A 26035-nucleotide genomic window follows, 5' to 3' on the forward strand; every position below is an offset into this window, starting at 1 on the left:
GCGCATTGCGGCCTACTACGCTGAAAATCACACGCAGAAAGAGCGCGTTGAATTCCTGAAACAGGAATACGGCACCGGTGGCTGCAGCTGGACGTTTCAGGACGGCAGCAACGGCTTTTTGGACTACGATGCCAGGGGCGTCAAGCTGCGTTCCTATCCCAACGGACAGGAGCAACGTCTGAAATGGCCGGAGGTAGAAAAGCGCATTCACGTCCTGATCGCCACGGGGCAATATCGGGACGAGGCGGAGCAGACGGTTCCCACGGAAGGCGAAATTCTGCGGGAAAAACTGGCCGAGCGCGGCATTGTGAACGGCCAGCTTGTAGATCCGGAAAAGCTGGATAGCGACCCTTTTATTCGGCAGGTGGTGGCGGATGCTGAGGCAACTAAGGAGACTGTTTCCGCCCAGTTTCAGAAAACCTTAACGGCAGAAGATGTAACCGACATCCGTCTGGAAAGCAGCAGCTACTCGGCGGTGTCCCGGGAGAAAGAGTATCACCTGTCCTGCAAGATCAACGGTATGCCGGATACGCTCGTCTATACCGTCTCCCAGCACGATGACGGAGAAGGCTTTACCATCCGGAGCGGCCAGCGTGAGGAAGATGATATCTGGAAAAAGATGCCTCAACCCGAGCTGGAAAAGCTGGAGGCTGTTTTGGCCCAGGCGGTGGAGTTTGACTACTGGAGCAAATCCATTGAACACGCAGCCGATGCAGATGCCCTCGAAGTGGTAACTCTGGACTATCAATGGGCCGAAGATCTGAATTTGAGTAGCGAGCAGCGCAACGCCATTTGGGAGCAGATCGAAGATCGGAAAGCACAACTTACCACACAGCCTGCCGTTCCAACGGAACCGATGGCAGCTTACCCGGCAGAGGAAACACACCTGCCCTACGATGTGGAGGTCGAACGGCTCCATGTTGAGCCGCAGCAACCTGAAATTTCTGTACCACCGGCCCGAAACTTCCGCATTACCGACGAGCATCTGGGTGAGGGCGGCCCCAAGCAGAAGTTTGCCTGCAACATCGAGGCCATCCGCACCCTGCAGGCCATCGAGGCAGAGGGACGCAGCTCCACGCCGGAGGAACAAGAAATCCTGTCCCAGTACGTCGGCTGGGGCGGCCTGGCGGACGCTTTCGACCCGGACAAGGACAGCTGGGCCAAGGAGTATAAGGAGCTGAAAGGGTTACTCTCTGAGGACGAGTACGCTGCCGCCCGGGCCAGTACCTTGAACGCCCACTACACCAGCCCCACCGTCATCCGGGCCATTTATGACACAGTGGAGCAGATGGGGTTCACCACCGGCAATATCCTGGAACCCTCCTGCGGCGTGGGTAACTTCTTCGGGATGCTGCCTGAGTCAATGCAGGGCAGCCGCCTGTACGGCGTCGAGCTGGACAGCATCACGGGACGCATCGCCCGACAGCTTTACCCAGAAGCGACCATTACTGTCGCAGGCTTCGAGACCACCAGCCAGCGAGATTTCTACGACCTCGCCGTGGGCAACGTGCCCTTCGGTAATTACAAAGTCAACGACAAAGCCTACAACAACCTTGGCTTTTCCATCCACAACTATTTCTTTGCGAAAGCCCTCGACCAGGTAAGGCCGGGCGGCGTGGTGGCGTTTGTCACCAGTCGCTTTACCATGGACGCGAAGGACAGCTCCACTCGCAAATATCTGGCCCAGCGCGCCGACCTACTGGGCGCGGTACGGCTGCCCAGCAATGCCTTCAAGGCCAACGCTGGGACTGAGGTCGTCTCGGATATCTTATTTCTCCAGAAGCTGGAGCGGCCCATCGACCGGGAACCGGAGTGGGTACAGGTGGGCCAAACGCCCGAGGGCTTTACCGTCAACCAGTATTTTGTGGATCACCCCGATATGGTGCTGGGCGAGCTTTCTGTCGAAAGCACCCAGTATGGCCGGGAGGACGTAACAGTTGATCCCATCGAGGGGGCCAACCTGGCCGAACAGCTCAAGGAGGCCACTGCAAAGATTCAAGGCCGGTACGTTACCGTCGAAAGGGCCGGCACCGAGTTGGACGAGCACGCTTCCCGCATCCTGCCCGCCGACCCGAACGTCAAAAACTTCTCTTACACGGTGGTGGAGGGCGAGGTTTACTACCGCGAAAACTCGGTCATGACGTCGGTGGAGCTGAGCGGCGACGCGAAGGAACGGGTCAAGGGGATGGTGGAGCTGCGGAGCCTCGTCAACGAGCTGATCTCTTACCAGTTGGAGGACTACCCGGACGCAGAGATTTCGGCCAAACAAGCTGAGCTGAACGCCGCCTACAATGTCTTCACTGCAAAATATGGCCTGCTGAACGACCGCAAAAATGGGCGGCTCTTTGAGGACGATTCCTCCTATTATCTGCTCTGTTCCCTCGAAAATCTGGACGAAAACGGCAAGCTCAAGAGCAAGGCGGATATGTTCACAAAACGGACCATCCGGCCTGAGCGTGCCGTCACCCATGTGGATACCCCTGCCGAGGCGCTGGCGGTGTCCATCGGGGAAAAAGGCAAGGTCGATCTGCCCTATATGGCCGAATTGTTGGGAACTCCCGAGGATTTCGAGCGCATCACCGGCGAGCTGCGGGGCGTGATTTTCAAAGACCCTTCGGAAGATGTGAGCGACCCAGAAGCGGGCTGGCAAACCGCTGACGAGTACCTGTCCGGCAACGTCCGCAACAAATTGCAGATCGCCAGGCTGGCTGCTGCAAATGACCCGACTTTTGCCGTCAACGTGGAGGCCCTGACCAAAGCTCAGCCCAAAGAGCTGGAAGCATCCGAGATCGATGTGCGGCTGGGGGCGACCTGGATCAGTCCCGACATCATCCAGAAATTTATGGCTGAAACCTTTCGCATACCTTTTTATATGCGGTATGCAATTCAGGTGAAATTTTCTTCGTCCACCGCAGAGTGGCGCATCGAGGGCAAGACCAAAACGGGCCACAACGATGTCATGGCCTACGAGACCTTCGGCACCACGCGGGCCAGCGCCTACAAGATTCTGGAGGACACCCTCAACCTCCGGGATGCGCGGGTCTATGACACCGTGGAGGATGACAGCGGCAAACCCAAGCGGGTGTTGAACAAAAAGGAGACCATGCTGGCCGGGCAAAAGCAGCAGGCCGTCAAGGATGCCTTTGCAAACTGGATTTGGCAAGACCCACAGCGGCGTGAAAGTTTGGTTAAACAGTACAACGAGCTGTTCAACTCCACCCGGCCCCGGGAATACGACGGCAGCCACATCCATTTTGTGGGCATGAACCCGGAGATCACCCTGCGGGAGCATCAGCGGAACGCCATTGCCCATGTGCTCTACGGCGGCAACACCCTGCTGGCCCACGAGGTGGGCGCGGGCAAGACCTTCGAGATGGCGGCCTCCGCCATGGAAGCCAAGCGGCTGGGCCTGTGCCAGAAGTCTCTTTTCGTGGTTCCAAATCACCTGACCCTTCAGTGGGCGCAGGAGTTTTTGCACCTCTATCCCAGCGCCAAGCTCTTGGTGGCAAGCAAGAAGGACTTTGAGACAGCCAACCGCAAGAAGTTCTGCGCCCGCATCGCCACTGGGGATTACGATGCGGTCATCATCGGCCACAGTCAGTTTGAGAAAATCCCCCTTTCCTTTGAGCGGCAGGAGCGCATCATCCAGGAGCAGATCGACGAGATCCAGAGCGGCATCGCCGAGCTGAAACATTCGTCCGGGGAGAAGTTTACCATCAAGCAGATGGAGAAAAGCCGCAAGCAGTTGGAAATGAAACTCGAAAAACTGCGGGCCACCGAGCGCAAGGACGATGTGGTCACCTTTGAAGAATTGGGCGTAGACAGGTTGTTTGTGGACGAGTCGCACAGCTTTAAGAACCTTTTTCTTGTAACAAAAATGCGCAACGTCGCCGGTTTGTCCACGTCTGAGGCCCAAAAGTCCAGCGATATGTTTGGCAAGTGCCGCTATATGGATGAGCTGACCGGAGGCCGGGGCGTGGTATTCGCTACGGGTACGCCTGTGAGCAATTCAATGACCGAATTGTTTACGGTCATGCGTTATTTGCAGTACGGCACGTTGCAACAAAAGGGACTGACGCATTTTGACTGCTGGGCGTCCACCTTTGGAGAAACGACCACCTCCATTGAGCTTGCCCCTGAGGGCACCGGCTACCGGGCGCGGACCCGCTTTGCCAAGTTTTTCAACCTGCCGGAACTCATGACTATGTTCAAAGAGGTAGCGGACATTAAGACCAGTGACCAGCTCCATCTGCCGGTGCCGGAGGCCAAATTTGAAACAGTGCTTGTGAAACCGTCAGAAATTCAAAAAGAAATGGTGCAGTCTCTTTCGGAGCGGGCGGGCAAGATCAACGCCGGGATGGTGGATGCTTCCGAGGACAATATGTTGTGCGTCACAAATGATGGGCGGAAGATCGGCCTCGACCAGCGCCTCATGAATCCGTTGCTGCCCGACGATCCGAACAGCAAGCTGAACGCCTGTGTATCCAACGTGCTGCGCATCTGGGAGGAAGGCAAAGAGGACAGACTGACCCAGCTTTTGTTCTGCGATTTGTCCACGCCCAAGGGCGACGGGCAGTTCAATGTCTACGATGATGTGAAGAAAAAACTGCTGGCGGCAGGCGTGCCGGAAACCGAGGTGGCCTTCATCCACACCGCCGACACCGAGGCCAAGAAGAAGGAATTGTTCTCCAAGGTGCGCACCGGACAGGTGCGCATTTTGCTTGGCAGTACGGCAAAAATGGGGGCGGGCACCAACGTGCAGGACCGTCTTGTTGCCGTTCATCACCTGGACGTAGGCTGGAAACCCTCGGACATGACCCAGCGCAACGGCCGCATCATCCGGCAGGGCAATCGGAACAAAACGGTGCAGATTTACAATTACGTCACGGAAGGAACATTCGATGCGTACTTGTTCCAGACCCTTGAGAATAAACAGCGTTTCATCGGCCAAATCATGACTTCAAAATCGCCTGTTCGTTCCTGCGAGGACGTGGACGAGCAGGTCCTCAGCTACGCCGAGGTCAAGGCGCTGTGCGCCGGCAATCCGCTCATCAAGGAAAAGATGAATCTGGATGTGGAGGTAGCAAAGCTGAAGGTTTTGAAAGCCGACCACCAGAGCCAGAAGTATCGGCTGGAGGATAAGCTGCTCAAAGAGTTTCCCGCCAGCATCCAGCGGCAGAAGGTGGAAATCGCCGCCCTGCAACAGGACGCCAAAACGGCAGAGGCCAACCCCCAGGTGAAGGACGGTTTCTGCGGCATGACCGTGAAAGGGATGCACTTTGAGGACAAATTGGCCGCTGGTGAGCGGTTGCTTCTGGCTTGCAAGGAAATGCCTACCGCCGAGACGGTGACGCTGGGCAGCTACCGCGGCTTTGGCCTCGACCTGCGCTTTGATACCTTCCGCAACGAGTACCAGGCCGTGCTGCGGGGCGCGACCAGTCACTTTGTCCCCCTCGGCACCGATGCCCGCGGCAACCTGACCCGTCTGGATAACGCGCTGGACAGCTTCCCCGACCGCATCGCCCGCGCCGAGAATCAGCTGCAAACTTTGTACCAGCAGCGGGACGCGGCACAAGTGGAAGTGGAAAAACCTTTCCCCAAAGAAGCAGAACTGGCCGAAAAATCCGCCCGCCTGGCCGAACTGGACACTCTGCTGAACATGGAGGGTCGCCCCGAGCCGGAGCGAGAAGAACTGGAGACTGAACAAGGCGGACGCCGGCCCTCGGTGCTGGCCGGGCTGAAAACTGCCGCAGCTGAGAAATTTGTACCGAATAAGCAGCATAAAAAGGAGGCTGAAAGATGACCAATGAACAGTGGAACACCACCCTTTACAAGCAGATGTTTGCGGAACAGGAGCAGTTCCGAGACTGGCTGTTGACCCAGCCGCCGGAGGAGATTTTGAACCACGCCTATGAGTATGTCATGCGGGAGGACATTCTGCTTTCGCTGGAGTACAACGACCTGACCGATGCCCAGGCAGCGGCACTGCTGACCTCGCCCTCACCGCTGGCGGACGTTTATGCAGAATTTGACAAGCTGGAAAGCAACCACATGGAGGAGATTTGGAGCTGCATCGAGAGCCGGGCCAACGCTCTGCAAACTGACCAACTGGAGCGCGCCAAAACTCTGATCGACGAGTTCTGCGCCTACGAATACGCTTCGCAGGCGGATTTCAGCGACTTGAGCAGGGTAAACATCGCTTACACCACCGTGGGCGATGAGGATATCCCGTTGCAAATCCATGTGGATCTTGAAGGTTACAAGATCGAGCGGGAGTTGGACGGCAAGCCGCTGGACACCCGGCAGTACAGCTCGTTGCAGGAGCTGATCGAAAACGAACTGGAAGGGTTGGATTTTCAGGAGCTGGTGGCGGTGGATGAGAAGGACATCCAACTGCTGGCGCGGCGGGAGGTAGAACGTCAGCCCCGCGCCTCTGTCCGGGAGCAGCTCAAGCAGGCGCAGGAAAAGGCGGAGAAAAAACCGCCCGTGCAGGCTGCGCCCAAAAAGAAGGAGCCGGAGCGGTGACGCCGCCCCGGCGAAAGCGCAGCGTTCAGCTCAATTTCCGCGTTTCGGAGGAAGAACTGGCGGCGATTGAAGGCAAGATGGAACAGCTTGGCATCTTGAACCGGGAAGCCTATCTGCGGAAAATGGCGTTGGATGGATATGCTGTCCGGCTGGATCTGCCGGAACTGAAAGAGCTGCTCTCTCTGCTGCGCCGGCACAGCAGCAACCTCAACCAGCTGGTGCGCCGGGTCAACACTACCGGGCGGGTTTACGAGGCGGACCTGGAGGATATTATCAAGAGACAGAGCGAACTTTGGGAGGCCATTGGCCAGATACTGACCCGGTTGGCATCTCTTTCGTAATGTGGCGGGAGGTCTGGCGTTGGCTGGCCTCCCGCTTTTTATTTGTGACATCCTTGCATTCTGTTTAAAAAGCAGGGATAATAAGGGTAAAGCGGAGGTGATGACCGTGTTGACATTTCAAGCAGTATTGGCCATTTTCGGAGACTATTTGTCAAAAGACCTGGAGGAAGAAGTCCTCCCCTGCCGCCGAGGCTATGTTCGCGTCTCCTGGAACGGAGAAGATCGCGATTGTGTGGATGGGGTCCTTTGCCGGACACCGGAAGAATTGTTTGACCTGTTGCTGATTGACTGCATCGGATACGAGGAAGTTAGCCTTACAAAAGGAAACAGGGAGCTGAACGAATCCGATGAGGCAATCATTCAAACGATCCGCGACCACTATTGGGCGGAGCGCAAAAAGGAGGAAGAACGGTGATCTTTTTACTCAGGTTCATGCTGAAGCTTCTTTTTGCTCCGGTGAGCCTTGTTTTGGCCCTGTTCGTCTGGTTTTTTACCTGGCTGGTGTGCGTGTCCAGCGTGGTGCTGGGCCTGGCCAGCGCGGTACTTTCTCTTTTGGCGCTGGCGATTCTGCTGCTCTCTGCATCGGTGGAAGGTTTTATCATCTACCTGGTGCTGGCGTTTCTGGCCAGCCCCTTCGGGCTGCCGGCGGCTGCCCTTTGGCTGCTGGGCAGGGTGCAAGGAGTGCGGTATTTCATTCAGGAAAGGATCTATGGTTAAACCATGAAGAAAAAACGCGGTCATTACTGCAAGGTATGTGGTGAATACAAGGCAAATGAAAAGTTCAGCGGTCGGGGCCATGCGGCGCATATCTGCAAAGCCTGTGCTTCCCTGCCTCCCGAAAAGAAGGCAGAGATGATGACCGTCAACCGGCTGCTGAATCTGCCGTGGCGGTTGTCCAAAGAGCAGCTGGCCTGGCTGCGCAACCGGACCAAAGACCGGCGGCCGGAGGTGCGGGCGCTGGCGCAGCATATATATGAAATGCGCTTCCCGCCCAGAGAGCGATTTGTATACGAGGAGGATTGGGAGGATGAGCTGGACTTTCTGGAAGATGCCTTTGATGAAGATACATCAGATGAACTGGAATAACAACGGCGGCCTGCGCGAGCAGGCCGCTCTTTTTGTTTTAGGAGGATATAATGGCAACCACAAGTATCATGCCGCTGCACACCGGCAAGGGCCGGTCGGTACGGCGGGCCATTCAGGATAGTATCAACTATGTGAAGAACCCGGCAAAGACCGATGAAGGGCGGCTCGTGACCAGCTACCAGTGCAACGGCGAAATTGCAGATGCCGAGTTTCTGTTGGCCAAGCGGCAGTACATTGCTGCCACCGGTAGGGTGCGCGGGAAGGATGACATCATCGCTTATCACCTGCGGCAGTCCTTTGTGCCGGGGGAAATCACGCCGGAGGAGGCCAACCGCCTGGGGCAGGAGCTGGCGCGGCGCTTCACAAAAGGCAATCACGCCTTCATCGTTTGCACCCACATCGACAAGGCGCACGTCCATAACCATATTATTTGGAATGCGGTCAATCTGGACTGCGACCGCAAGTTCCGCAATTTTCTGGGCAGCAGCCGGGCGGTGCGGCGGCTGAGCGATACCATCTGCATCGAAAACGGCTACTCCATTGTGGAAAATCCAAAACCTCACAGCAAGAGCTACAACAAGTGGCTGGGCGATGCCGCCAAGCCCTCCCACCGGGAGACGCTGCGCCTTGCCATCGATCGGGCGCTGGAGCAAAAGCCCACCGACCTGGACACTCTGCTGGCGGAACTGAAAAAGTCCGGCTGCATCGTGGAACGCCGGGGCAAGCACATCACGCTTTGCGCGCCTGGCTGGAAAAAGCCGGTCCGGCTGCGCAGTCTGGGTAAGGGCTACACACAGGAGGATTTGACCGCCGTTCTGGCCGGGAACAGAGAGCACACGCCCCGCAAAGTGCCGGCTGCCGCTCCTGCAGCGCCCAAGGTCAACCTGTTGGTGGACATTCAGGCCAAGCTCCAGGCGGGCAAGGGCAAAGGTTATGAGCGCTGGGCCAAGGTGTTCAACCTCAAGCAGATGGCCCAGACCATGGCCTATCTTTCAGAGCATGACCTGCTGGACTACGCCGCTCTTGCGTCAAAGGCTGCTACTGCGGCTGAAAGGCACAACGATTTGCGGGCGCAGATCAAGTCAGCGGAAAAGCGGATGGAGGAGATCGGCACCCTGCGGACGCAGATTATCAACTACGCCAAGACCCGAGATACCTATGTGGCCTACCGCAAGGCGGGATACAGCAAAAAGTTTCTGGAAGCTCACCGGGAGGAGATCGCCCTGCATAAGGCGGCTAAAGATGCTTTCGATAAGCTGGGCCTGAAGAAGCTGCCCAAGGTGAAGGACCTGAACGCTGCATATGCGGAGATACTGAGCCAGAAGAAAAAATTGTACCCAGAATACCGCCGCGCCCGGGATGAGATGCGGGAGCTTTTGACCGTCAAGGCCAACGTGGACCGGGTGCTGAACATGGAAGCGCCCGAGGCCGGGCGTGAAAAAGACCACAGCCAGCGTTGAGCAGGCTGTGGTCATAATTTTACAAAGCGTTCGTAGAACGCGCAGCCGCAGAAGGGACTTCTGCGTTCAAATGGGGTTTGGGGTGTGCACCAACAAGCATCCTCTGGCTAAATGGATAGCCAGAGGAATTGCTTGCCGGTTTCTCGTACCCCGTATTTATGCCCTTTCGGGCGGTATTTCTTCAAATGAGAAAAGAGGACGCTTACACATCCTCCTTCTCATCATCCGCATCTTTCAATTTGATGGCTCCGTCAATGACACCTTCCACAATGGGCAGATACTTCTCCGGGCAAAGCTGTAATTTGTGGCTTGTCCGCTGGCGTTGCTCACTGTCCTCCCGAAGCAGCTCCGGGGTGAAGTAGCGTTCTGCGGGCAGCTTGCAAATACGGATGAGCTGCATCACAACCGGCACGCTTGGAATTGTGCCGCACAGCTCGATATTGGCAAGATAGCGCGGGTCGATACTGATCTTTTCGGCCAGCTCCCGGCGGGACATTTTTACAGCTTCACGCGCCTGCTGAACATCTGCTCCGAAGGTTTCAAATCCAGGGCAATCTTTTACATTCGGCATATCACATCACCCTATTACATTCTATTGTTCATAGGATGTGCTGGGAATGATGTGATATGCGCTTTAGGTTCATTTTATAATTCAATCCAAAAAAGAAACATCGCTCCTTTTGTAGCTCAACTTTGAATAGTCAACCAAAAGAATTAAAAGTCCTCTTGGTGCAAAAAAGGCCGATTGGAGCGGAAAAGACTTTTCAGGTCTGCTATGATGGTTACTGTAAGCGCCGAAGGGCGCTTTCAAAAAGCCTATGGGTTAGCAAAACCTAACTAAAAGGAGGAATGTTCAATGTCTGAAGTGAGTACGGACAAAAAACTGAAAGGAAAAGACCTCATTACAATCGGTATCTTTTCCGCAATCTACTTTGTCATCAACTTTGCCTTCATGCTTCTGGGAGGGATTCACCCTGTTCTTTGGATGCTGATGCCCGGCTTCATTGCTGTGTTTGCAGGCATTCCTTTTATGCTGATGGTCGCAAAGGTTCAAAAACTGGGTGCAGTTTTCCTGATGGGGCTTATCACTGCTCTTATCTATTTTGTCACTGGACAATTTACCCTGGTAATTCTGATCTCGATGGCTTCTACCTGTATTTTGGCCGAAGTTGTCCGAGCTGTGACTAAGTATAACAGCTTCAAGGGAAATTCGATTGCCTATGTGATTTTTTCGCTGGGAATGGTTGGTTCTCCCCTTCCCATCTGGTTGTTTAAGGCCGATTTCCTGGCGCAGATTACAGAACAGGGAATGCCCGCTGATTATGTTGCGGCAGTTGAAGCTCTGTCGTCCAATGCAATGTTAATCGTTCTGTTTGTTGCTCCAATAATCGGTGGTATCATCGGTGCATTTATTGCCAGAGGTTTGTTCAAAAAGCACTTTGTAAAGGCAGGAATTGTGTGATGAATGGGGCGGGCAAAAAACATACATTAAGGTTCGATCCACGGACGGAATTGCTTTTATTGGTGCTGGCAAATATTGTGGCCTTTACCCAGCACTCCGTATGGGTTGAAATTACATGGGTTGTTTTTCTGCTCCTGCTGATCGTTGCTTGCGGGTGCCAAAAATCCGCAGGCAAACTGGCAATCGCATTTGGGATTTGTCTGGCGCTGCAATACTATGTATTCCCAAACGGGCCAAAAATTTTAGCCAGCAGCTTCACGATCATCGTATCGTATGCAAGAAAGATTTTCCCTTGTTTGATTGTCGGTACGATGGTTTTACAGAAAACGCCCGTCCGGGAATTGATGGTTGCCCTTCGGAAATGGCATATCCCGCAGGGACTGATTATTCCTTTGTCTGTAACCGTCCGGTATTTTCCGGCCTTGAAAGAAGAAACCAGCTATATCCGGGATGCTATGAAGCTCCGTAATATTCATGGGGTACAAAAAATTGAGTGCTTATTGGTGCCGACCATGATCTCTGCAACAACGACAGCGGAAGAATTGTCCGCAGCCGCTGTTACGCGGGGCATTGAAAATCCTGCGCCAAAGACCAGCATGATTGAAATGAAGTTCGGTGTGCAGGACTTTTTGTGTCTGGCAGCAGGTTTGATTTTTTGTGTGATTTCAATTACAGTAGGTTAAGGAGGTGTTCCATGTGATCCAAATTCAGGATGTATCGTTTGAATATGAGAAAGAGCAGGGAACGCTTTCCCATATTGACCTAAATATCCAACAGGGAGAATGTGTTGTCCTTACGGGGGAGTCGGGCTGTGGCAAAACAACAGTGACAAAACTGATTAACGGCTTAATTCCTCATTTTGTCGAGGGCGGCACTTTATCCGGTACAACGATTGTAAACGGTATGGAAGTACCGAAAACAGAAATGTATCGGCTGGCAGAGCAGGTTGGCTCTGTGTTCCAAAATCCGAAATCTCAGTTTTTCAATATTGACTCGGACAGCGAGATCACTTTTGGCCTGGAAAATGCGGGTGTCGAACCAAGTAAAATCAAAGAGCGATATGACGCCACTGTTTCCGCCTTAAAAATTAAATCGCTTTTGGGAAGAAACATTTTTTCCATGTCTGGAGGGGAAAAACAAAGTCTTGCGTTTGCCTCTGTATATGCCATGAACCCGTCCGTTTTTGTGCTGGACGAGCCGACAGCAAATCTGGATGCCGACGCGATTGACACTTTACGCCAGCAGATTATTCAGATCAAAAAAGAAGGACGGACGGTTGTTATTGCCGAACACCGTCTATATTTTCTGATGGACCTGATTGACCGGGCGATCTTCATTCAAAAGGGGAAAATCGTTCAGATATTTTCCGGGGATGAGTTTCGTAATCTTTCAGATGAGCAGCGTATCAGTATGGGGCTTAGAAGTCTTGTCCATCCTGTACTGGAGTTACCTCCCGCCGATCCGCCAGGAGCGCAGGAAGGCTTATCCGTAGAAAATCTTTCCTGTGCCTTTGATAAGCAGCCGGTATTCAGCGGCCTCGGCTTTTCTGCAAAACGGGGTGAAGTGTTGGGGATTGTCGGTCATAACGGCGCAGGAAAAACGACGATGACACGCTGCCTGTGCGGGCTTTTGAAAGAAGTGAATGGAACGGTCCGGCTGGACGGACAAACACTGAAAGCAAAACAGCGTAATAAGGCCAGCTTCTGCGTGATGCAGGATGTGAACCATCAGCTTTTTTCAGACAGCGTATGGAACGAATGTGAACTGGCGCAGCCGGATTGTCCGCCGGAGCGGATTGAAGAAATTCTCAGGTCTTTTGATTTGCTGGATTTCAAAGACCGTCATCCGATGGCCCTGTCAGGAGGACAGAAACAGCGCCTTGCGGTGGCAACCGCTATTCTCTCCGACAAGGATGTGCTTGTCTTTGACGAGCCTACCAGTGGGCTGGACTATCATCGTATGCTGGAAGTAAGCAATATGATCCGCAAGTTGAATGATGAAAATAAAGTTATCATCATTGTTTCCCATGATTTTGAGTTTTTGGGCCGGACTTGTGATAAAATATTTGATATGGAGGGATGCTCCAAAGAAAGGAGGTAGCGTCTATGCCGGAATTATTCCAGGAAATGTACTGCGGCCCGAATGTTCAAAACCTGGTCGAGTCCGATGATTGTAAGGTTATGCGTTTAAGTGATAACTCCGGTGAAGGCATGATGACGCTCTATCATGTTTTTCCCGGTGTGTTTCTCATGTATAATGATTTCCACATGAAGGAGTGCGTTTCGGGTTTCCAGACAGATATGGACCTGCTTTGTATCGACCACTGCCGGGAAGGGCGCATTGAGCAGGAAGTCGGTCAAAATGCCTTTAGCTATTTAGAGGCTGGCGATCTTCGGGTGGATCGCCGCATCCATCATTCCGGCAAGGTGGAATTTCCACTTTCTCACTACCACGGTATTTCCATTGGCTTTCAGATGGAGACTGCGGCAAAGGAAATCCCGGCCTCTATGAAAGGCTTTTCTGTGGATCTTTATGAATTGCAAAAAAAGTATTGCAGCGACCGTACACCCTATGTCATTCCAGGAGAACCGGCCATTGAGCATATTTTTTCCGAACTCTACAATGTGCCGGTCAAAATCAAAAAGGACTATTTCAAGATCAAAGTATTGGAGCTGCTGCTGTATCTGGATGCGCTGGAACTTTCAGGCCATACAGAAGAACGCCCCTATTTTTATAAAGGCCAGGTTGAGAAAATCAAAGCGATCCAGGCACTTCTGACGCAGGATTTGACAAAAAACTATACTCTGGAAGAACTCTCCGCGCGGTTTGATATTGCCCTGACCCCCATGAAAAACTGTTTCAAATCGGTATATGGCAGCCCGATTTTTACATACATGAGAAACTATCGTATGAACTATGCTGCCTCTTTACTGAAATCAGATAAGTCGCTGAAGGTGGCGGAGATTGCGGGACTTGTGGGATATGACAGTCCCAGCAAATTCGCATCCGCATTTCATCAGACAATGGGGAAAACGCCGTTGGAATATCGAAAATCAATTATCTGATTGGAACAAAAAAGGCCGTGTGGAGCGGAAAGAAAAATTGAAATATGATAGCATTAAGGATGGTTAGCGAGGATTAACCATCCTTTTTTCTTTGCTGGCTAAATTGATCGAGAGAGGTGAATTGATATGAAGCAGCAAAAAGAGCATTGGGTCAAAACGCTTTTCTCTTTTGCAGGTCCCTGCAAAGGAAAAATGACCCTCTCGGTTTTGTGTGCCATTTTAAGTGTTGCCGGAGGCTTTGTTCCGTTTTGGGCGGTGTATGAAATCCTGCTCCTGTTCATTAACCGGACCGCTACTTTGAACAACATCATGCTCTGGTGTCTGGTAGGAGTAGGCGGATACCTGATCCGTGTCATCTGCTTTGGCATTTCCACAATTTTGGCACATATCTCCGCTTACACGATACTGGAAGGCATCCGCCTGAAAATTGCAAACCGCCTGATGAGAGCGCCCCTTGGCGAAGTAATGGGACGAAGGATCGGTTACTTGAAGAATATTATCATGGACAAGGTGGAGGATTTGGAGCCGCCTCTGGCCCACATGATCCCGGAACTGACATCGAACCTGCTCCTTCCGATTGCCATTTTTATCTGGATGCTGGCGATTGACTGGCGTTTGGGCCTTGCAGTCCTGATTGCCCCGGTTCTGGCCATGATCCCCATGTTCTTTCTCATGCGGAACTATAACAGCCAGTACGCAGCTTATATGGAGGCAAACAATCATGTAAACAATGTCATTATTGAGTATGTGGAAGGCATTGAGGTTGTTAAGGCGTTCAATCAAAGCACCAGTTCCTATGAAAAGTTTGTAGGAGCGGTAAAGTCCTTTAAGGATTTTACTCTGGCATGGTTCAAGAGTACCTGGAAAACAATGAACCTGATGATGGCGATTATGCCCACCACCCTGTTGGGGGTACTTCCCATCGGTTTGCTGTTGACGCAGAGCGGGAGTATCACGCCTGCTGAATTGGCGATGGGAATTATTCTCTCGCTGAGTATTGTCGGCCCGCTGATGAAAGCTACTACTTTTATCAACGAGGCAAAGTCAATGGAGTATGCAGTAGAAGCTGCAAATGAACTTCTGAACCTGCCTGTATTGCTGGACTCTGGTAAAACTGTTCCGATCAGGCACACAGATATTGTTTTACAGGATGTGTCTTTCTCCTATGATGGCACCGGGCAAAACGAAGTGTTGCATGACATCAGCCTGAAAATGCCGCAGGGAAGTTTTACAGCCCTGGTTGGACCATCCGGCGGGGGCAAGTCCACCGTTGCCCGGCTGATTGCCCGGTTTTGGGATGTGACCGGCGGCAGCATCTCCATCGGCGGCACGAATATCAAGGAACTTTCCATCCGGCAGCTTTCCGAATTGGTCAGTTTCGTGACACAGGACAATTTCCTGTTCAACTGCTCTCTCAAAGAGAACATCCGCCTGGGTAATCCAAATGCTACGGATGAGGAAGTATATGCCGCCGCAAAAGCGGCCTGCTGTGATGATTTCATTGTTCGACTGGAAAAAGGATATGATACCCCGGCCGGTGACGCTGGCAAGCGGCTCTCCGGCGGAGAAAAGCAACGAATTGCTATTGCGAGAGCAATCCTGAAAAATGCGCCTATTGTGATTTTGGACGAGGCAACTGCCTTCACTGACCCGCAGAATGAAGATAAAATCCAGAAATCCATCATGGCCCTTTCCAAAGGAAAAACCCTGCTGGTGATTGCACACCGTCTGTCTACCATTCAAAACGCAGATCAGATTGTCGTTTTGAAGAAAGGACAGATTGTTGATTGCGGAAAGCAGGAGGAACTCCTGGAACGCTGCCCGCTTTATGCGGATATGTGGCAGGCACATATTGGTGCAAAGAACTGGTCTGTGGGCGAGAAAAAGGAGGTGGGTGTCAATGTTTAAGTCAATGAAACGCATTATCCGATGGGCTGGTAAATATAAAGGCCGCCTCTATCTTGGTTCTGTGTGTTCCTTTTTCAGCAGTTTGTCTACTGCTATTCCTACAATGGCAGCCGCATTCGCACTGGATAAAGCAATCCAGGCATACTGGACGAATACTGCGATTGATACTGTTTTAATCTGGCAAATGCTGGGGATCATTATTGGCTCGATTGCACTGAACTTCCTGCTTTCTTATCTCCGGGCAGTATTGCAGGAAAGCATTGGATATGAAGTGGCCGCCGGACAGCGTATTCATCTGGGCGATGTACTGAAACGGGTTCCCCTTGGGTACTTTTCGCAGAACAGTGTGGGTGACATTCTGGCAGGTGTTACCACGGAATTGTCTACTTTGGAATTACAGGGTATGAAAATGGTGGATGTCATCATCAATGGATACGCAAAGTTTATTGCCATCGTTTTATGCCTGCTCTTCTTCAGCCCCGTTGCTGCGGTTATTTCCATTGTCGGCGTTGCTCTTTCGGCGCTGGCTTTGCAGGGGATCAGCAGACACAGTGAAAAAACCGCTGCAACAACCCATAAAGCAATGGAGGATATGTCCGGCGCAGCGATTGAATACATCCGGGGGCTTTCCATTGTAAAGTCTTTTGGACAGGAAGGAGCCTCTATCGAGAACTTTCGTAATGCCAGTAAAGACCTGAAAGATATTCATATCAAGGTAGAAAAAGGCTTTACTCCCTTTAACTGTCTGCATTTGTTTGCCTTGAAACTGGCTTCGATGGGAATTGTCTTTATTTGTGCATGGCAGGCATTGCAGGGACAAATGAGTATGGCGTTCTTCCTGATGTTTGTCCTGTTCTCTTTTGTGATGTTCGGCAGCGTGGAGAATATCAATGACGCGGCCCATATGCTTGGAGTTGTGGACTCTGCCATGAATAAGCTGGAAGCGTTGGAGAATGTAAACTATATCGACCGGGACGGCACCGACATAAAACCGGTATCCTATGATATTGAGTTTAGGGATGTTTCTTTCGGATATGACAGCCGGATTGTTCTGCATGACCTGAACTTCAAAATTCCGCAGAATAGAACAACGGCCATCGTGGGGCCATCTGGCAGTGGAAAATCTACACTGTGTAACCTGATTGCCCGTTTTTACGATGTTAACAGCGGAATGATTACCATTGGCGGAACGGATATTCGAAGATTTACCTGCGATAGTCTGCTCAAAAATATCAGCATGGTTTTTCAGAATGTCTATTTGTTCCGGGATACCATCAAGAATAACATTAAATTCGGCAGCCCAGACGCTACGGATGAGCAGATTGTCGCCGCCGCAAAAGCGGCCCGCTGCCATGACTTCATAATGGCTTTGCCAGACGGTTATGACACGGTGATCGGTGAAGGGGGTTCTTCGCTTTCCGGCGGTGAAAAGCAAAGAATTTCTATCGCCAGGGCGATGCTAAAGGATGCTCCCATTGTTATCTTGGATGAGGCAACAGCAAGCATTGACCCTGAGAATGAGCATTTGATCCAAGAAGCTATTTCTGCCCTGACACATGGCAAAACCATTATTACGATTGCCCATCGCCTGGCTACGATTGAAAACGCCGACCAAATCCTTGTGATTGATGGCGGGACGGTGGCCCAGAGAGGTACACATAGGGAACTGCTGCAACAGGAAGGGACTTATAAAAAGTTCATCCAAATCCGTGAACAAGCCGAAGGCTGGCGGATAGAGTAAGGGAGGTCTTAATGAAACTTCATGCGTCCGGGGAGGACTACCTGGAAACCATCCTTGTTCTCCAAAAGAAACTCGGTATGGTACGCTCCGTAGATGTGGCCCGGCACATGGAGGTGTCAAAGCCCAGCGTGTGCCATGCAGTGGCTACCTTGCGGGACGGCGGCTTTCTCACGATGGACGAAGATCACTTTCTCCATCTGACCGATGTGGGCCGCGAGGTTGCCGAAAAAATCTATGAGAGACATTGTTTCTTTACCGAGCAGCTTATTGCCGCAGGTGTTGACCCCAAAACTGCGGAGGCCGACGCCTGCCGGATTGAACACATCATTAGCGACGAGAGCTTTTTGCGGCTGAAGGAGGCAGCTGCACAGGAGCAAGACTAAACTGAATATGCCAAGCGATCCTGCCCCGCAAGACGGGGAAAGAAAAAAACCGTTGCAGGGCAGGCAGCTTTGTGCGCCCAAAATGGATTTTCCGGGTACTGCGGCGGTTTTGAGTAACATCAAGGCCGCCGTTCCTTATGCCCTCGACAAAGGAGTGACGACTACACGCTGACACGGCGGCTTTAGGAGGGAGCCGCCGTGAAGCAAAGACCGCTTCGACATAATTCGGCAGGAATTTACATGTCAAAAAAAGCCTGACCGTCAATCGGCCTCCATCTGCTTATGAACAGGCACTATCGTGGCTGGTCTATAAGTGTCATAAGTCCTTTTTTAGCAGCGCCAGCCGCCGTTCTTCGGATGCTGGCGCTTTTGCTTGTCGTTTTTTCGGGAATTTCCCCGAAAGGCGTCGCTCACCGCCTTCATTTCGGTTCACCCGTCAACCCGTGAATCGAAATGGAGGTACATAATGCAGAAGATCAATCTTCGGGAACTGTATCCCGATGTGTATAAAACCGATGTCTTTGTGGACGTGGCCGAGGAAGTCGTGGCCGCGATCCGGGGCCAGGAGCAGGGCGATGCCGCCTACGAACGCCGGAAGTTCCGGCACAAGGCCCACTACTCTCTGAACCGGGAGGATGGCATTGAAAACGATGCCCTCAACCGGCCGCTTACCCCGGAAGAAATTCTGGAGCGGAAGCTGCTGCGGGAAGAAGTGTATGCTGCGCTGATGAAGCTGCCCGCCATCCAGGCCCGGCGCATCTACACCCGGTTTTACCTGGGCATGACGGTGGCCGAGATCGCCCAGCTCGAGGGCACCGACCGCCGCCGCGTGTGGGAGAGCATCCGGCGCGGGCTGAAGAAGCTGGCATACCTGTTGGATGCCAACAAGTAATATGAATGTCGCTTAACGGCAAAAATTAAGCCGATGGAGGAAACCGTACTTCCTCCATCGGTTTATTTATCTTCCGAATCTGTATCCACAAATACTTGTTGATTCTTTCTTCCTTATGTGCGTCCCTGAATAAATTCAGTCACCAGATCCGCGTATTGCTCTAACCGCACCATCAGCGCCAGGTGGCCGCCGGTCAGGTCGGTGACCACCGTGGGACTTGGCATCAGGGCGATCAGGTCCTCCCGGCAGGCCGGGGTGAAGGTGGTGTCGTCCTCGGACAAAATCAGCAGCACCCGCCCCTCCCACGGGGCAAAATCATTGCGGGTCATGCCAAAGTAGTGTTCTGCGTCACAGAGAAAGTCAATCATGTGCTGTTCATAGGGCTTGGTGAGCAGTTCCATCATAGCGCCGCACAGTTCCTCCATAGCGGCCTTTTCCTGGGCTGTAAAGCCATCGGTTTTCTTTTTCATCACCGCCCATCTCATCATCCGCTTGATGAGCGGAAACGGCAGGAAGGCAAGCCATTTTTTGAACTTCCGCTGGCTTTCGATTATCTTCATCAGATCCTGATACCCGGCCTTGCTCATGTTGCCGGACAGCGAGCAGGTGTTGGAGAGGACCAGCCCCTCCACCACTTCCGGGTGGCGGGAGGCGATGACCTGGGCCACTACGCCGCCCAGGGACTGTCCCACCAGCCAGACCTTTTCTTTCAGGTGGCGGAGTAGTTCAGCCACGGCATCGGCAAACTCGCCGTTGTCCCCGAACTGGAGCTGATAGTCAAAGGTCAGCACCGAAAAATCCCTGGCGAACCGGGCAAAGTGCTTATAAAACAGGTCGGACAGCCCAATGCCGCCCGTGAGCAGGACCAGCGTGGCTTTGGCCTGGGGATTTTGATAGTAGCGATAGGTAAAGAGTTTCCCGCTGCTGACCGTGAAGGCAGCGGTTGGATAAACCCGGCGAAACTCCGCAAGCGTCATCAAATCTTCCTCTTTCTATTTTCCCTGCCGTTCTTTGTCCCAACGGGAACCCTTTTTGCAGATATAAAAGTCACAACAGTCTCCGCCGGTAGCCAGTGTTTTGGTACGGTAGAGCCGCCCACCCATCCAGTCGACGGACATCGTGTCCAGAGCGCATAGATAGGGAACCAGATGAGGAAGGCCCTCCTGTCGGCCCAGGGCACACAGACCGCACTGGTGGTAAAGGATCGTATATTCCTCTGCATCCCGGCCGAAGATGACCTCGGCATTCCACTGAAAGGGGTTCCTATCTGCATCCGCCAAAGATGCAGTCGCTGCTCGCTTATATTGAGCCTTCAAAGTAAATGCAGTCTTGGCTTTGCCCCGGAAGGCAGCCACAACCAGAGGAGAACGCATACTGGCACTTACCATGCCCTCAAAGCGCTTTTCACTCATTTTTTCTTCTGCCGCCTTATAGATAGACAGCCATAGAATTCCACCAGTTAGGCAGACCCGCAACGGGTTTTCCATCATGGAGCCAATATCCGGGGTACGGGATACCATTTGCCGGTAAATCTGCTTAGAGAGCTGCTTCAACGCAGAAATATCCCATCCCAACTCCTGCCTTGCCAGATACCGAAATGCGGCAGGAGCGATGGCAGCCCACATCAGCCTTTCACAATATGTATAGGTCATGACAAACCTCCGTCTTACTTCCGCCCCACCAGCATCCGGGAGTCGCCCAGCATCATCATGGCCGCCCGCCGGCGGGAACCGAAAGCCTCCTGGGCGGTGTCGATGAGGCGCACGTCCTCATAGCCCATGTCCCGCAGCTCCTGGGCGAAGGCCTCCATGTCTCCGTACGCCCGGGGCTTCATGTTGTCGTTGAGGGCGAACACGCCGCCTTTTTTCAGCACCCGCAGGGTCTCCAGCAGCAGCGCCCGTTTATCCGAACCCATGATGTTGTGATAGACATAGTTGCTCACCACGGCGTCGAAACTCTTGTCCGGGAAGTCCAGCTTGTTGGCGTCCCCATGCTGGAACCGGCACCGGGCGGCTACACCTTCGCTTGCGGCGTTTTTCTCGCACATAGTCTGGTTGTAGCCGAAGTCTGCGCCCCAATAGTCAATGCCCGTTACTTTTGCCTCCGGCCACATCAGGGCCACCCGGATGGACAATGGCCCGGAGCCGCAGCCTACTTCCAGAAGCTGCCCTTGCCCGTCAAAATTCAGATGAGAGAGGACGATTTGGTGGACCTGCTCCATCATGCCGCCGCCCCCAAAGGCATACTGCCGCCGTATCCAGGCGCACCACAGGAGCAGCGCCAGCAGAATCACTGCGGCAATCACGAACACCACACCAAGCGCCGTGATATGGAACACCGCAAAGGACAGTACCGCCAGTACCGCAGACAACGCCAAAAGGGCGCCTATCACATAGAAAACAGGGTTTGACATCCAGCTCCCGTAATGTTCCCCATGCGTCCCAAGGCGGATTTCTTTTTGCTGAACTTGATTTTGCTTCATTTGAACCATCTCCTTATTATCAAATTTTTTGCAGCAGCAGACACAATCCCGCCTGGGCCGCCGCCATGAGGGGGCACAGCAAGAGCGGCCACTGGAGCAGATGCTCCGGCAGAGCGTATTCCTTCATCCAGGCTTTGAACCCATAGCCTGGGTGCCCTTCGGTTCCTGAGATGATAAAACGGCGTTTTGCTTTTTTCTGTATCAGCCAGAAGTCCAGAAAAAGCAGATCACAGACATTGACGACCATCCACTGGATATATCCCGTCAGGGCCAAACGCCAGAAGCCGGTTGTCCCACCCTCCACAGTGCTGACCGCACCATAGAGAAGGAGGGGCAGCCACTCCCCGAAGCAGATCCAAAGCCGGTAAAAACGGTTTTCGGCCTTTGTCGGCGGATCTTTTGCCGCCTTGATGATGGCGGGCGGATAGCAGGGAAACATCAGCCGGGGCCTATACAGCGCCACCGCCGCGGCGAACAGGTTAAAATAGGCCGCCATGGCGAGCCCGTCCAAGAATGTGCGCGTCCAGTTCATATACATCCCCCTTCTACTTTTAAGCAAGCCAGAGGGTTAGCAAAAACTAACCGATATGTATTTAGTATATCTTATCCTGCATGAAAAAGCAATATGAAAGCAAGAGGTTAGAGCCGATGGATTGCTAAAAGCACAGGTGGAGGAAATCATTCGATTAGAAATACTTTTTATTTGATGGTAAATGCGGAGGTTCATATCTCCGCATTTATTGTACTAAAAAGCAAAACCAAACGGAGTATTTTTGAACTATCCAGAGTGGCACAACCCATTTGGCTTATGATAAAATCAAATCATGCGAAATCATGTTTCGCAAATTTTTAGGGTGACAAGTTAGCTTGCCCTAACCACAGTGGAGGTATGTAGAGAATGGAATTGAAAAGCAACAAATTGCAAGCAAAAGACCTTATCAATGTAGGCATTTTCACCGCCATCTATTTTGTCATTTTCTTTGCGGGCATGATGCTGGGGTATATCCCTATCTTTATCCCGCTTCTTGGACTGGTGTGCCCCATCCTGTGCGGTATTCCCTTTATGCTGTACTTAACAAAGATCAAGAAGTTTGGTATGGTATCCCTGACCGGCATTATCCTTGGCTTGCTGAATTTAATCATGGGCAGCGGTGTGTTGGTTCTGATTTTTGGCATCATCTTTGGTGTCCTGGGTGATGTCATTTTGCGAGCCGGAAAATATCAAAGCTGGAAGTGTACGCTCCTTGGTAACGGGGTGTTTTCCCTTTGGATCATGGGCTATGTGAGCCGGATGTTTTTGACCCGTGATACCTTCTTCGCTTCACTTGTAAGTAGCTATGGGCAGGAATATGTAGACACACTCATGTCCTATACTCCTGGCTGGATGTATCCAGTTCTGTTTGTAGTCACCTTTATCGGTGGCATTTTGGGGGCGCTTCTTGGTAAAGCTGTGTTGAAGAAGCATTTTGAAAAGGCGGGGATTGCCTGATGGGTGCGGCGGTTACAACGCTAAAATTTGAAAGCAAAGCTGTTATTCCCACCGATCCGAGGACAAAACTGTTTTTGACAGTTACAGTCAGCACCATTATGATTACCGGCGGCACTGGCGGGTTTATGAATTTTGTCCGTCCGTGTCTAATGGCTTGCCCCATCATTTTTTTACTTCTTTCAAGGAAATGGGTGGCCGCAGCCAGATTTGCGGTTACATACGCCATTTTGTTTGCGTTGGAATTAACAGTATTGCCGCTGCTCACTGGTACATGGAATTTTATCCTGGGAGCTGCAGTCGGGATTTATACGCACATGCTTCCCGGATTTATCATGGGATATTATCTGGTAAGCACTACAACTGTTAGCGAATTTGTCGCAGCTATGGAGCGGATGCATGTTCCCGAGAAAATAGTAATCCCCGTGTCCGTGGTGTTTCGTTTCTTCCCGACGGTAAAAGAGGAATATGCGGCTATACGGGATGCCATGAAGATGCGCGGCATCACTACTCTCCGCAGTCCCATGAAGATGCTGGAATACCGGGTGGTTCCTCTGATGATGTCGATTGCCAAAATCGGAGAAGAACTGTCTGCGGCGGCTCTCACGCGAGGGCTTGGAGCGCCGCAGAAACGGACAAACATTTGTAAAATTGGCTTTGGGCCTTTGGACATTTTCTTCTTCCTGCTGGCGATACCTTGTTGGGTCGGTTTCTTTATTTGTTAGGAGGAAGGAGTCTATGATTGAACTTCGCAATATCAATTTTCGATATGCCGGGGGAACGGATGCCGGTGGGCTTGTAAACATTGACTTAATCATCCCGGACGGGCAAGTTATCCTTTTGTGTGGGCAATCTGGCTGCGGAAAAACAACCCTGACTCGGTTGGTGAATGGGCTGATCCCGAATTATTATGAGGGCGAGTTAAGCGGCGAAGTCCTGCTGGATGGCAAGAACATCAGCAGACTTCCACTCTATGAAACAGCGAAATATGTGGGGAGCGTTTTTCAAAATCCCCGCACGCAGTTTTTTACGGTGGACTCCACCAGCGAACTGGCTTTTGGATGCGAAAATCAGGGCTTGCCTGAAGAAGAAATCATTCAGCGGGTGAAATCAACTGCGGAACAGTTTGATATGGACAATCTGCTGGGGAAAAATATCTTTTCTCTTTCCGGCGGAGAAAAGCAGAAAATTGCTTGTGCCTCCGTGTCGGCCAGTAATCCGCCCATCATCGTTCTGGACGAACCATCTTCTAATCTGGATATGTCAGCCACAAAAGATCTGCGCCGGATGATCCAGATTTGGAAACAGCAAGGGAAAACAGTTATTATTGCGGAACATCGGCTCTATTATCTGAAAGAGTTGATAGACCGTGTTGTGTATCTAAAAGATGGGAGAATTGAAAAAGATTACTTGGCTCTGGATGCACTTAAACTGTCCGTGACGCAACAGGCAGAAATGGGGCTGCGGCCTTTTGACCTGGGCGCGTTCCCTGTGACAGCACATCCTGTTGCAAGCAGTGGTTCTATCGAATGTGAGAATTTTCGTTTTGCTTATACAAAGCAGAGGGATGCGCTGGATATTGACAGTCTTTCGCTACCACAGGCGGGCGTGATTGCAGTAATCGGCCATAACGGAGCGGGAAAATCCACTCTGGCCCGCTGCCTCTGTGGTCTGGAGAAACACTGCAAGGGCATTGTGAAAGTGGACGGGAAGCCGTATAATAGAAAACAAAGGCTATCTCTGTGCTATATGGTCATGCAGGATGTCAACCATCAGCTGTTTACGGAAAGCACAGAGGAAGAAATGCTCATCAGTATGGCGGAGCCAGCTCCCGACAAGGCGGACGCGGTTCTTGACAGATTGGATTTGTTGCAGTTTAAGGAGAGACACCCGATGGCGCTCTCCGGCGGGCAGAAGCAGCGGGTGGCGATTGCCACCGCTCTTGTTTCTGAACGTAAGATTTTAGTGCTGGATGAACCTACCAGCGGTCTGGATTTACAGCACATGAAAGAAGTGGCTGATGAACTTGTGACGATACAGAAAATGGGAAAGACATCTCTTGTCATCACCCATGATTATGAGCTGATCGTCAGTTGCTGTACTCATGTTCTGCATTTGGAGCATGGTATGGTACAGGAACAATATGCACTGGATGCCGCAGGGCTCCAGCGCCTCCAAAATTTTTTTATAGAATCGAGGTGATTTCAGTTTGAACAGAAGCGACCTGTTTTTCTCGCAGCAAAATATGAATTTGCTCTGCCGGGATGAATCCTGCTCGGTCTACCAAATGAAAAATGAAACAGGAGACGGAACTGCAACCTATTATGAAGTATATCCCGGAATAGGTGTCATGTATAATGATTTTCACATGGAGCACTGCCCGTCAAGGAAGTTTGAACAAAATACGCACACTTTTGCAATTCACCATTGCAGAGAAGGCCGCGTCGAGTGGGAAGTCAGCAATGGCGCTTATCTTTATCTTGCGTCCGGCGATATTATGCTGGACAGTTCTGCCACGGAAAACAACCATTGCAGCTTTCCCGTAAGCCATTACCACGGGATCACAATTACGATCTCTGTTCCTGAAGCGGTAGAGGGATTGGGGGATCTCTTGTCCCTGTTTTCCATTGACCTGGAGCAAATCGAGCAGCAATTCACCTTAAAGACTCGACCTTTCATTATGCACGGAAATTCCGTTCCCGACCATGTGATTTCGGAACTGTACCAGGTGCCGGAAAATATCCGTCTGGAATATCTCAGGGTAAAGGTGTTAGAACTGTTGGTCACGCTCAGGACGGTAGACCCTACGGTCTTAGGTGTGGAACGTCCCTATTTTTATAAAACGCAGGTAGAGAAAGTCAAGGCTATCATGTCGTTTATGACAAATGAGCCGGAGCACCATTTCACAATGGAGGAGCTTTCTGAAAAGTTCGATATTTCCACTTCTGCTCTGAAGCAGTGCTTTAAGGGCGTGTATGGCTCCGCTATTTATACCTATATGCGAAATTATCGTATGGACCTGGCGGCGTCCCTTCTCACACAAACGGATGAACCGATCACAGTGATTGCCGGAAAAGTCGGTTATACGAACACCAGCAAATTCTCCGAAGCGTTCAAAAAAGTCAAAGGGAAAACACCGCTGGAATATCGAAAAATAAAAATCTAAATGGAGCAAAACGAGGCTTCGCAGAGTGGCAGACAAAT

At 51.9% G+C, this 26035-nt stretch carries 24 protein-coding genes; 19 read left to right on the top strand and 5 right to left on the bottom strand.

Features of this window, described 5'->3' with window-relative positions:
• The first annotated feature begins 118 nt into the window (after positions 1 to 118).
• From B5F27_RS05385 to B5F27_RS05415, 7 genes are all read left to right on the top strand, one after another.
• Positions 119 to 5803, top strand: a complete 5685-nt coding sequence (locus B5F27_RS05385; protein ID WP_242962097.1) for an SNF2-related protein — start codon at positions 119 to 121, stop codon at positions 5801 to 5803.
• A complete protein-coding gene (locus B5F27_RS16970; protein WP_087365261.1) occupies positions 5800 to 6525 on the top strand; it encodes a DUF3848 domain-containing protein in 726 nt (241 codons plus the stop codon). Before B5F27_RS05385 ends, B5F27_RS16970 begins: the two co-directional genes overlap by 4 nt.
• Positions 6522 to 6866 carry a plasmid mobilization relaxosome protein MobC gene (mobC, locus tag B5F27_RS05395; RefSeq protein WP_087365263.1) on the top strand — a complete coding sequence of 115 codons (345 nt, stop codon included), beginning with the start codon at positions 6522 to 6524 and terminating at the stop codon, positions 6864 to 6866. Before B5F27_RS16970 ends, mobC begins: the two co-directional genes overlap by 4 nt.
• A gap of 106 nt (positions 6867 to 6972) precedes the next feature.
• Complete coding sequence (locus B5F27_RS05400) at positions 6973 to 7281, top strand: hypothetical protein (RefSeq protein ID WP_087325470.1); 309 nt, start codon at positions 6973 to 6975, stop codon at positions 7279 to 7281.
• On the top strand, positions 7281 to 7583 hold the full coding sequence (locus tag B5F27_RS05405; RefSeq protein ID WP_087325496.1) for a CD1845 family protein: 303 nt from the start codon (positions 7281 to 7283) through the stop codon (positions 7581 to 7583). Before B5F27_RS05400 ends, B5F27_RS05405 begins: the two co-directional genes overlap by 1 nt.
• A gap of 3 nt (positions 7584 to 7586) precedes the next feature.
• A complete protein-coding gene (locus B5F27_RS05410; protein WP_087365266.1) occupies positions 7587 to 7952 on the top strand; it encodes a hypothetical protein in 366 nt (121 codons plus the stop codon).
• A gap of 50 nt (positions 7953 to 8002) precedes the next feature.
• Positions 8003 to 9412 (top strand): relaxase/mobilization nuclease domain-containing protein, encoded by a 1410-nt coding sequence (locus B5F27_RS05415; protein WP_087365267.1) that lies wholly within the window; start codon positions 8003 to 8005, stop codon positions 9410 to 9412.
• Between the two features lie 202 nt (positions 9413 to 9614).
• Here B5F27_RS05415 and B5F27_RS05425 read toward each other — a convergent pair whose 3' ends face one another.
• Positions 9615 to 9983, bottom strand: coding sequence for a helix-turn-helix transcriptional regulator (locus B5F27_RS05425; protein WP_087365269.1), 369 nt, complete (start codon positions 9981 to 9983; stop codon positions 9615 to 9617).
• 285 nt (positions 9984 to 10268) lie between these two features.
• Here B5F27_RS05425 and B5F27_RS05430 point away from each other — a divergent pair, with 285 nt between their 5' ends.
• The 8 genes from B5F27_RS05430 to B5F27_RS05465 all read left to right on the top strand — a co-directional run bounded on the left by B5F27_RS05430 (position 10269) and on the right by B5F27_RS05465 (position 18863).
• Positions 10269 to 10874 (top strand): MptD family putative ECF transporter S component, encoded by a 606-nt coding sequence (locus B5F27_RS05430; protein ID WP_087365271.1) that lies wholly within the window; start codon positions 10269 to 10271, stop codon positions 10872 to 10874.
• Entirely contained in the window at positions 10874 to 11557 is a 684-nt protein-coding gene (locus B5F27_RS05435; RefSeq protein WP_087365273.1) for an energy-coupling factor transporter transmembrane component T, read from the top strand. Before B5F27_RS05430 ends, B5F27_RS05435 begins: the two co-directional genes overlap by 1 nt.
• Positions 11558 to 11561: 4 nt before the next feature.
• Entirely contained in the window at positions 11562 to 12974 is a 1413-nt protein-coding gene (locus B5F27_RS05440) for an energy-coupling factor ABC transporter ATP-binding protein (protein WP_087365275.1), read from the top strand.
• Between the two features lie 5 nt (positions 12975 to 12979).
• Entirely contained in the window at positions 12980 to 13939 is a 960-nt protein-coding gene (locus B5F27_RS05445; protein WP_087365278.1) for an AraC family transcriptional regulator, read from the top strand.
• A 126-nt stretch (positions 13940 to 14065) separates the two neighbouring features.
• Positions 14066 to 15847 (top strand): ABC transporter ATP-binding protein, encoded by a 1782-nt coding sequence (locus B5F27_RS05450; RefSeq protein ID WP_087365280.1) that lies wholly within the window; start codon positions 14066 to 14068, stop codon positions 15845 to 15847.
• Entirely contained in the window at positions 15840 to 17588 is a 1749-nt protein-coding gene (locus tag B5F27_RS05455) for an ABC transporter ATP-binding protein (RefSeq protein ID WP_087365282.1), read from the top strand. Before B5F27_RS05450 ends, B5F27_RS05455 begins: the two co-directional genes overlap by 8 nt.
• Positions 17589 to 17599: 11 nt before the next feature.
• Positions 17600 to 17971: a metal-dependent transcriptional regulator gene (locus tag B5F27_RS05460; protein ID WP_087365284.1), complete on the top strand. Its 372-nt coding sequence runs from the start codon at positions 17600 to 17602 to the stop codon at positions 17969 to 17971.
• A gap of 466 nt (positions 17972 to 18437) precedes the next feature.
• Complete coding sequence (locus tag B5F27_RS05465; RefSeq protein WP_087365286.1) at positions 18438 to 18863, top strand: sigma factor-like helix-turn-helix DNA-binding protein; 426 nt, start codon at positions 18438 to 18440, stop codon at positions 18861 to 18863.
• Positions 18864 to 18976: 113 nt separating this feature from the next.
• Here B5F27_RS05465 and B5F27_RS05470 read toward each other — a convergent pair whose 3' ends face one another.
• The 4 genes from B5F27_RS05470 to B5F27_RS05485 form a co-directional block, all read right to left on the bottom strand.
• A complete protein-coding gene (locus B5F27_RS05470; RefSeq protein WP_087365288.1) occupies positions 18977 to 19840 on the bottom strand; it encodes an alpha/beta hydrolase in 864 nt (287 codons plus the stop codon).
• A 15-nt stretch (positions 19841 to 19855) separates the two neighbouring features.
• Positions 19856 to 20515 carry an L-2-amino-thiazoline-4-carboxylic acid hydrolase gene (locus B5F27_RS05475; RefSeq protein ID WP_164475005.1) on the bottom strand — a complete coding sequence of 220 codons (660 nt, stop codon included), beginning with the start codon at positions 20513 to 20515 and terminating at the stop codon, positions 19856 to 19858.
• A gap of 14 nt (positions 20516 to 20529) precedes the next feature.
• A complete protein-coding gene (locus B5F27_RS05480; protein WP_242962099.1) occupies positions 20530 to 21276 on the bottom strand; it encodes a methyltransferase domain-containing protein in 747 nt (248 codons plus the stop codon).
• A gap of 88 nt (positions 21277 to 21364) precedes the next feature.
• Positions 21365 to 21877 carry a hypothetical protein gene (locus B5F27_RS05485; RefSeq protein WP_087365292.1) on the bottom strand — a complete coding sequence of 171 codons (513 nt, stop codon included), beginning with the start codon at positions 21875 to 21877 and terminating at the stop codon, positions 21365 to 21367.
• 366 nt (positions 21878 to 22243) lie between these two features.
• On the opposite strand from B5F27_RS05485, the gene B5F27_RS05490 reads away from it, so the two are divergent.
• The 4 genes from B5F27_RS05490 to B5F27_RS05505 are packed head-to-tail and all read left to right on the top strand — an operon-like array spanning position 22244 to position 25997.
• Positions 22244 to 22834, top strand: coding sequence for an MptD family putative ECF transporter S component (locus B5F27_RS05490; protein ID WP_087365294.1), 591 nt, complete (start codon positions 22244 to 22246; stop codon positions 22832 to 22834).
• Entirely contained in the window at positions 22834 to 23556 is a 723-nt protein-coding gene (locus tag B5F27_RS05495) for an energy-coupling factor transporter transmembrane component T (RefSeq protein ID WP_087365296.1), read from the top strand. Before B5F27_RS05490 ends, B5F27_RS05495 begins: the two co-directional genes overlap by 1 nt.
• A gap of 13 nt (positions 23557 to 23569) precedes the next feature.
• Positions 23570 to 25033 (top strand): energy-coupling factor ABC transporter ATP-binding protein, encoded by a 1464-nt coding sequence (locus tag B5F27_RS05500; RefSeq protein ID WP_087365298.1) that lies wholly within the window; start codon positions 23570 to 23572, stop codon positions 25031 to 25033.
• Between the two features lie 7 nt (positions 25034 to 25040).
• Positions 25041 to 25997 carry a helix-turn-helix domain-containing protein gene (locus B5F27_RS05505; protein ID WP_087365300.1) on the top strand — a complete coding sequence of 319 codons (957 nt, stop codon included), beginning with the start codon at positions 25041 to 25043 and terminating at the stop codon, positions 25995 to 25997.
• The last annotated feature ends 38 nt before the right edge of the window (positions 25998 to 26035 follow it).

The organism is Faecalibacterium sp. An192, from assembly GCF_002160175.1.
Classification (GTDB): Bacteria; Bacillota; Clostridia; order Oscillospirales; family Ruminococcaceae; genus Faecalibacterium.

Bases quoted from the DNA above. Each gene is read 5' to 3' on its own strand.
- B5F27_RS16970 (WP_087365261.1), top strand. From the start codon at position 5,800: ATGACCAATGAACAGTGGAACACCACCCTTTACAAGCAGATGTTTGCG.
- B5F27_RS05410 (WP_087365266.1), top strand. From the start codon at position 7,587: ATGAAGAAAAAACGCGGTCATTACTGCAAGGTATGTGGTGAATACAAG.
- B5F27_RS05415 (WP_087365267.1), top strand. From the start codon at position 8,003: ATGGCAACCACAAGTATCATGCCGCTGCACACCGGCAAGGGCCGGTCG.
- B5F27_RS05425 (WP_087365269.1), bottom strand. From the start codon at position 9,983: ATGCCGAATGTAAAAGATTGCCCTGGATTTGAAACCTTCGGAGCAGAT.
- B5F27_RS05430 (WP_087365271.1), top strand. From the start codon at position 10,269: ATGTCTGAAGTGAGTACGGACAAAAAACTGAAAGGAAAAGACCTCATT.
- B5F27_RS05435 (WP_087365273.1), top strand. From the start codon at position 10,874: ATGAATGGGGCGGGCAAAAAACATACATTAAGGTTCGATCCACGGACG.
- B5F27_RS05445 (WP_087365278.1), top strand. From the start codon at position 12,980: ATGCCGGAATTATTCCAGGAAATGTACTGCGGCCCGAATGTTCAAAAC.
- B5F27_RS05450 (WP_087365280.1), top strand. From the start codon at position 14,066: ATGAAGCAGCAAAAAGAGCATTGGGTCAAAACGCTTTTCTCTTTTGCA.
- B5F27_RS05455 (WP_087365282.1), top strand. From the start codon at position 15,840: ATGTTTAAGTCAATGAAACGCATTATCCGATGGGCTGGTAAATATAAA.
- B5F27_RS05460 (WP_087365284.1), top strand. From the start codon at position 17,600: ATGAAACTTCATGCGTCCGGGGAGGACTACCTGGAAACCATCCTTGTT.
- B5F27_RS05465 (WP_087365286.1), top strand. From the start codon at position 18,438: ATGCAGAAGATCAATCTTCGGGAACTGTATCCCGATGTGTATAAAACC.
- B5F27_RS05470 (WP_087365288.1), bottom strand. From the start codon at position 19,840: ATGACGCTTGCGGAGTTTCGCCGGGTTTATCCAACCGCTGCCTTCACG.
- B5F27_RS05475 (WP_164475005.1), bottom strand. From the start codon at position 20,515: ATGACCTATACATATTGTGAAAGGCTGATGTGGGCTGCCATCGCTCCT.
- B5F27_RS05480 (WP_242962099.1), bottom strand. From the start codon at position 21,276: ATGTCAAACCCTGTTTTCTATGTGATAGGCGCCCTTTTGGCGTTGTCT.
- B5F27_RS05485 (WP_087365292.1), bottom strand. From the start codon at position 21,877: ATGAACTGGACGCGCACATTCTTGGACGGGCTCGCCATGGCGGCCTAT.
- B5F27_RS05490 (WP_087365294.1), top strand. From the start codon at position 22,244: ATGGAATTGAAAAGCAACAAATTGCAAGCAAAAGACCTTATCAATGTA.
- B5F27_RS05495 (WP_087365296.1), top strand. From the start codon at position 22,834: ATGGGTGCGGCGGTTACAACGCTAAAATTTGAAAGCAAAGCTGTTATT.
- B5F27_RS05500 (WP_087365298.1), top strand. From the start codon at position 23,570: ATGATTGAACTTCGCAATATCAATTTTCGATATGCCGGGGGAACGGAT.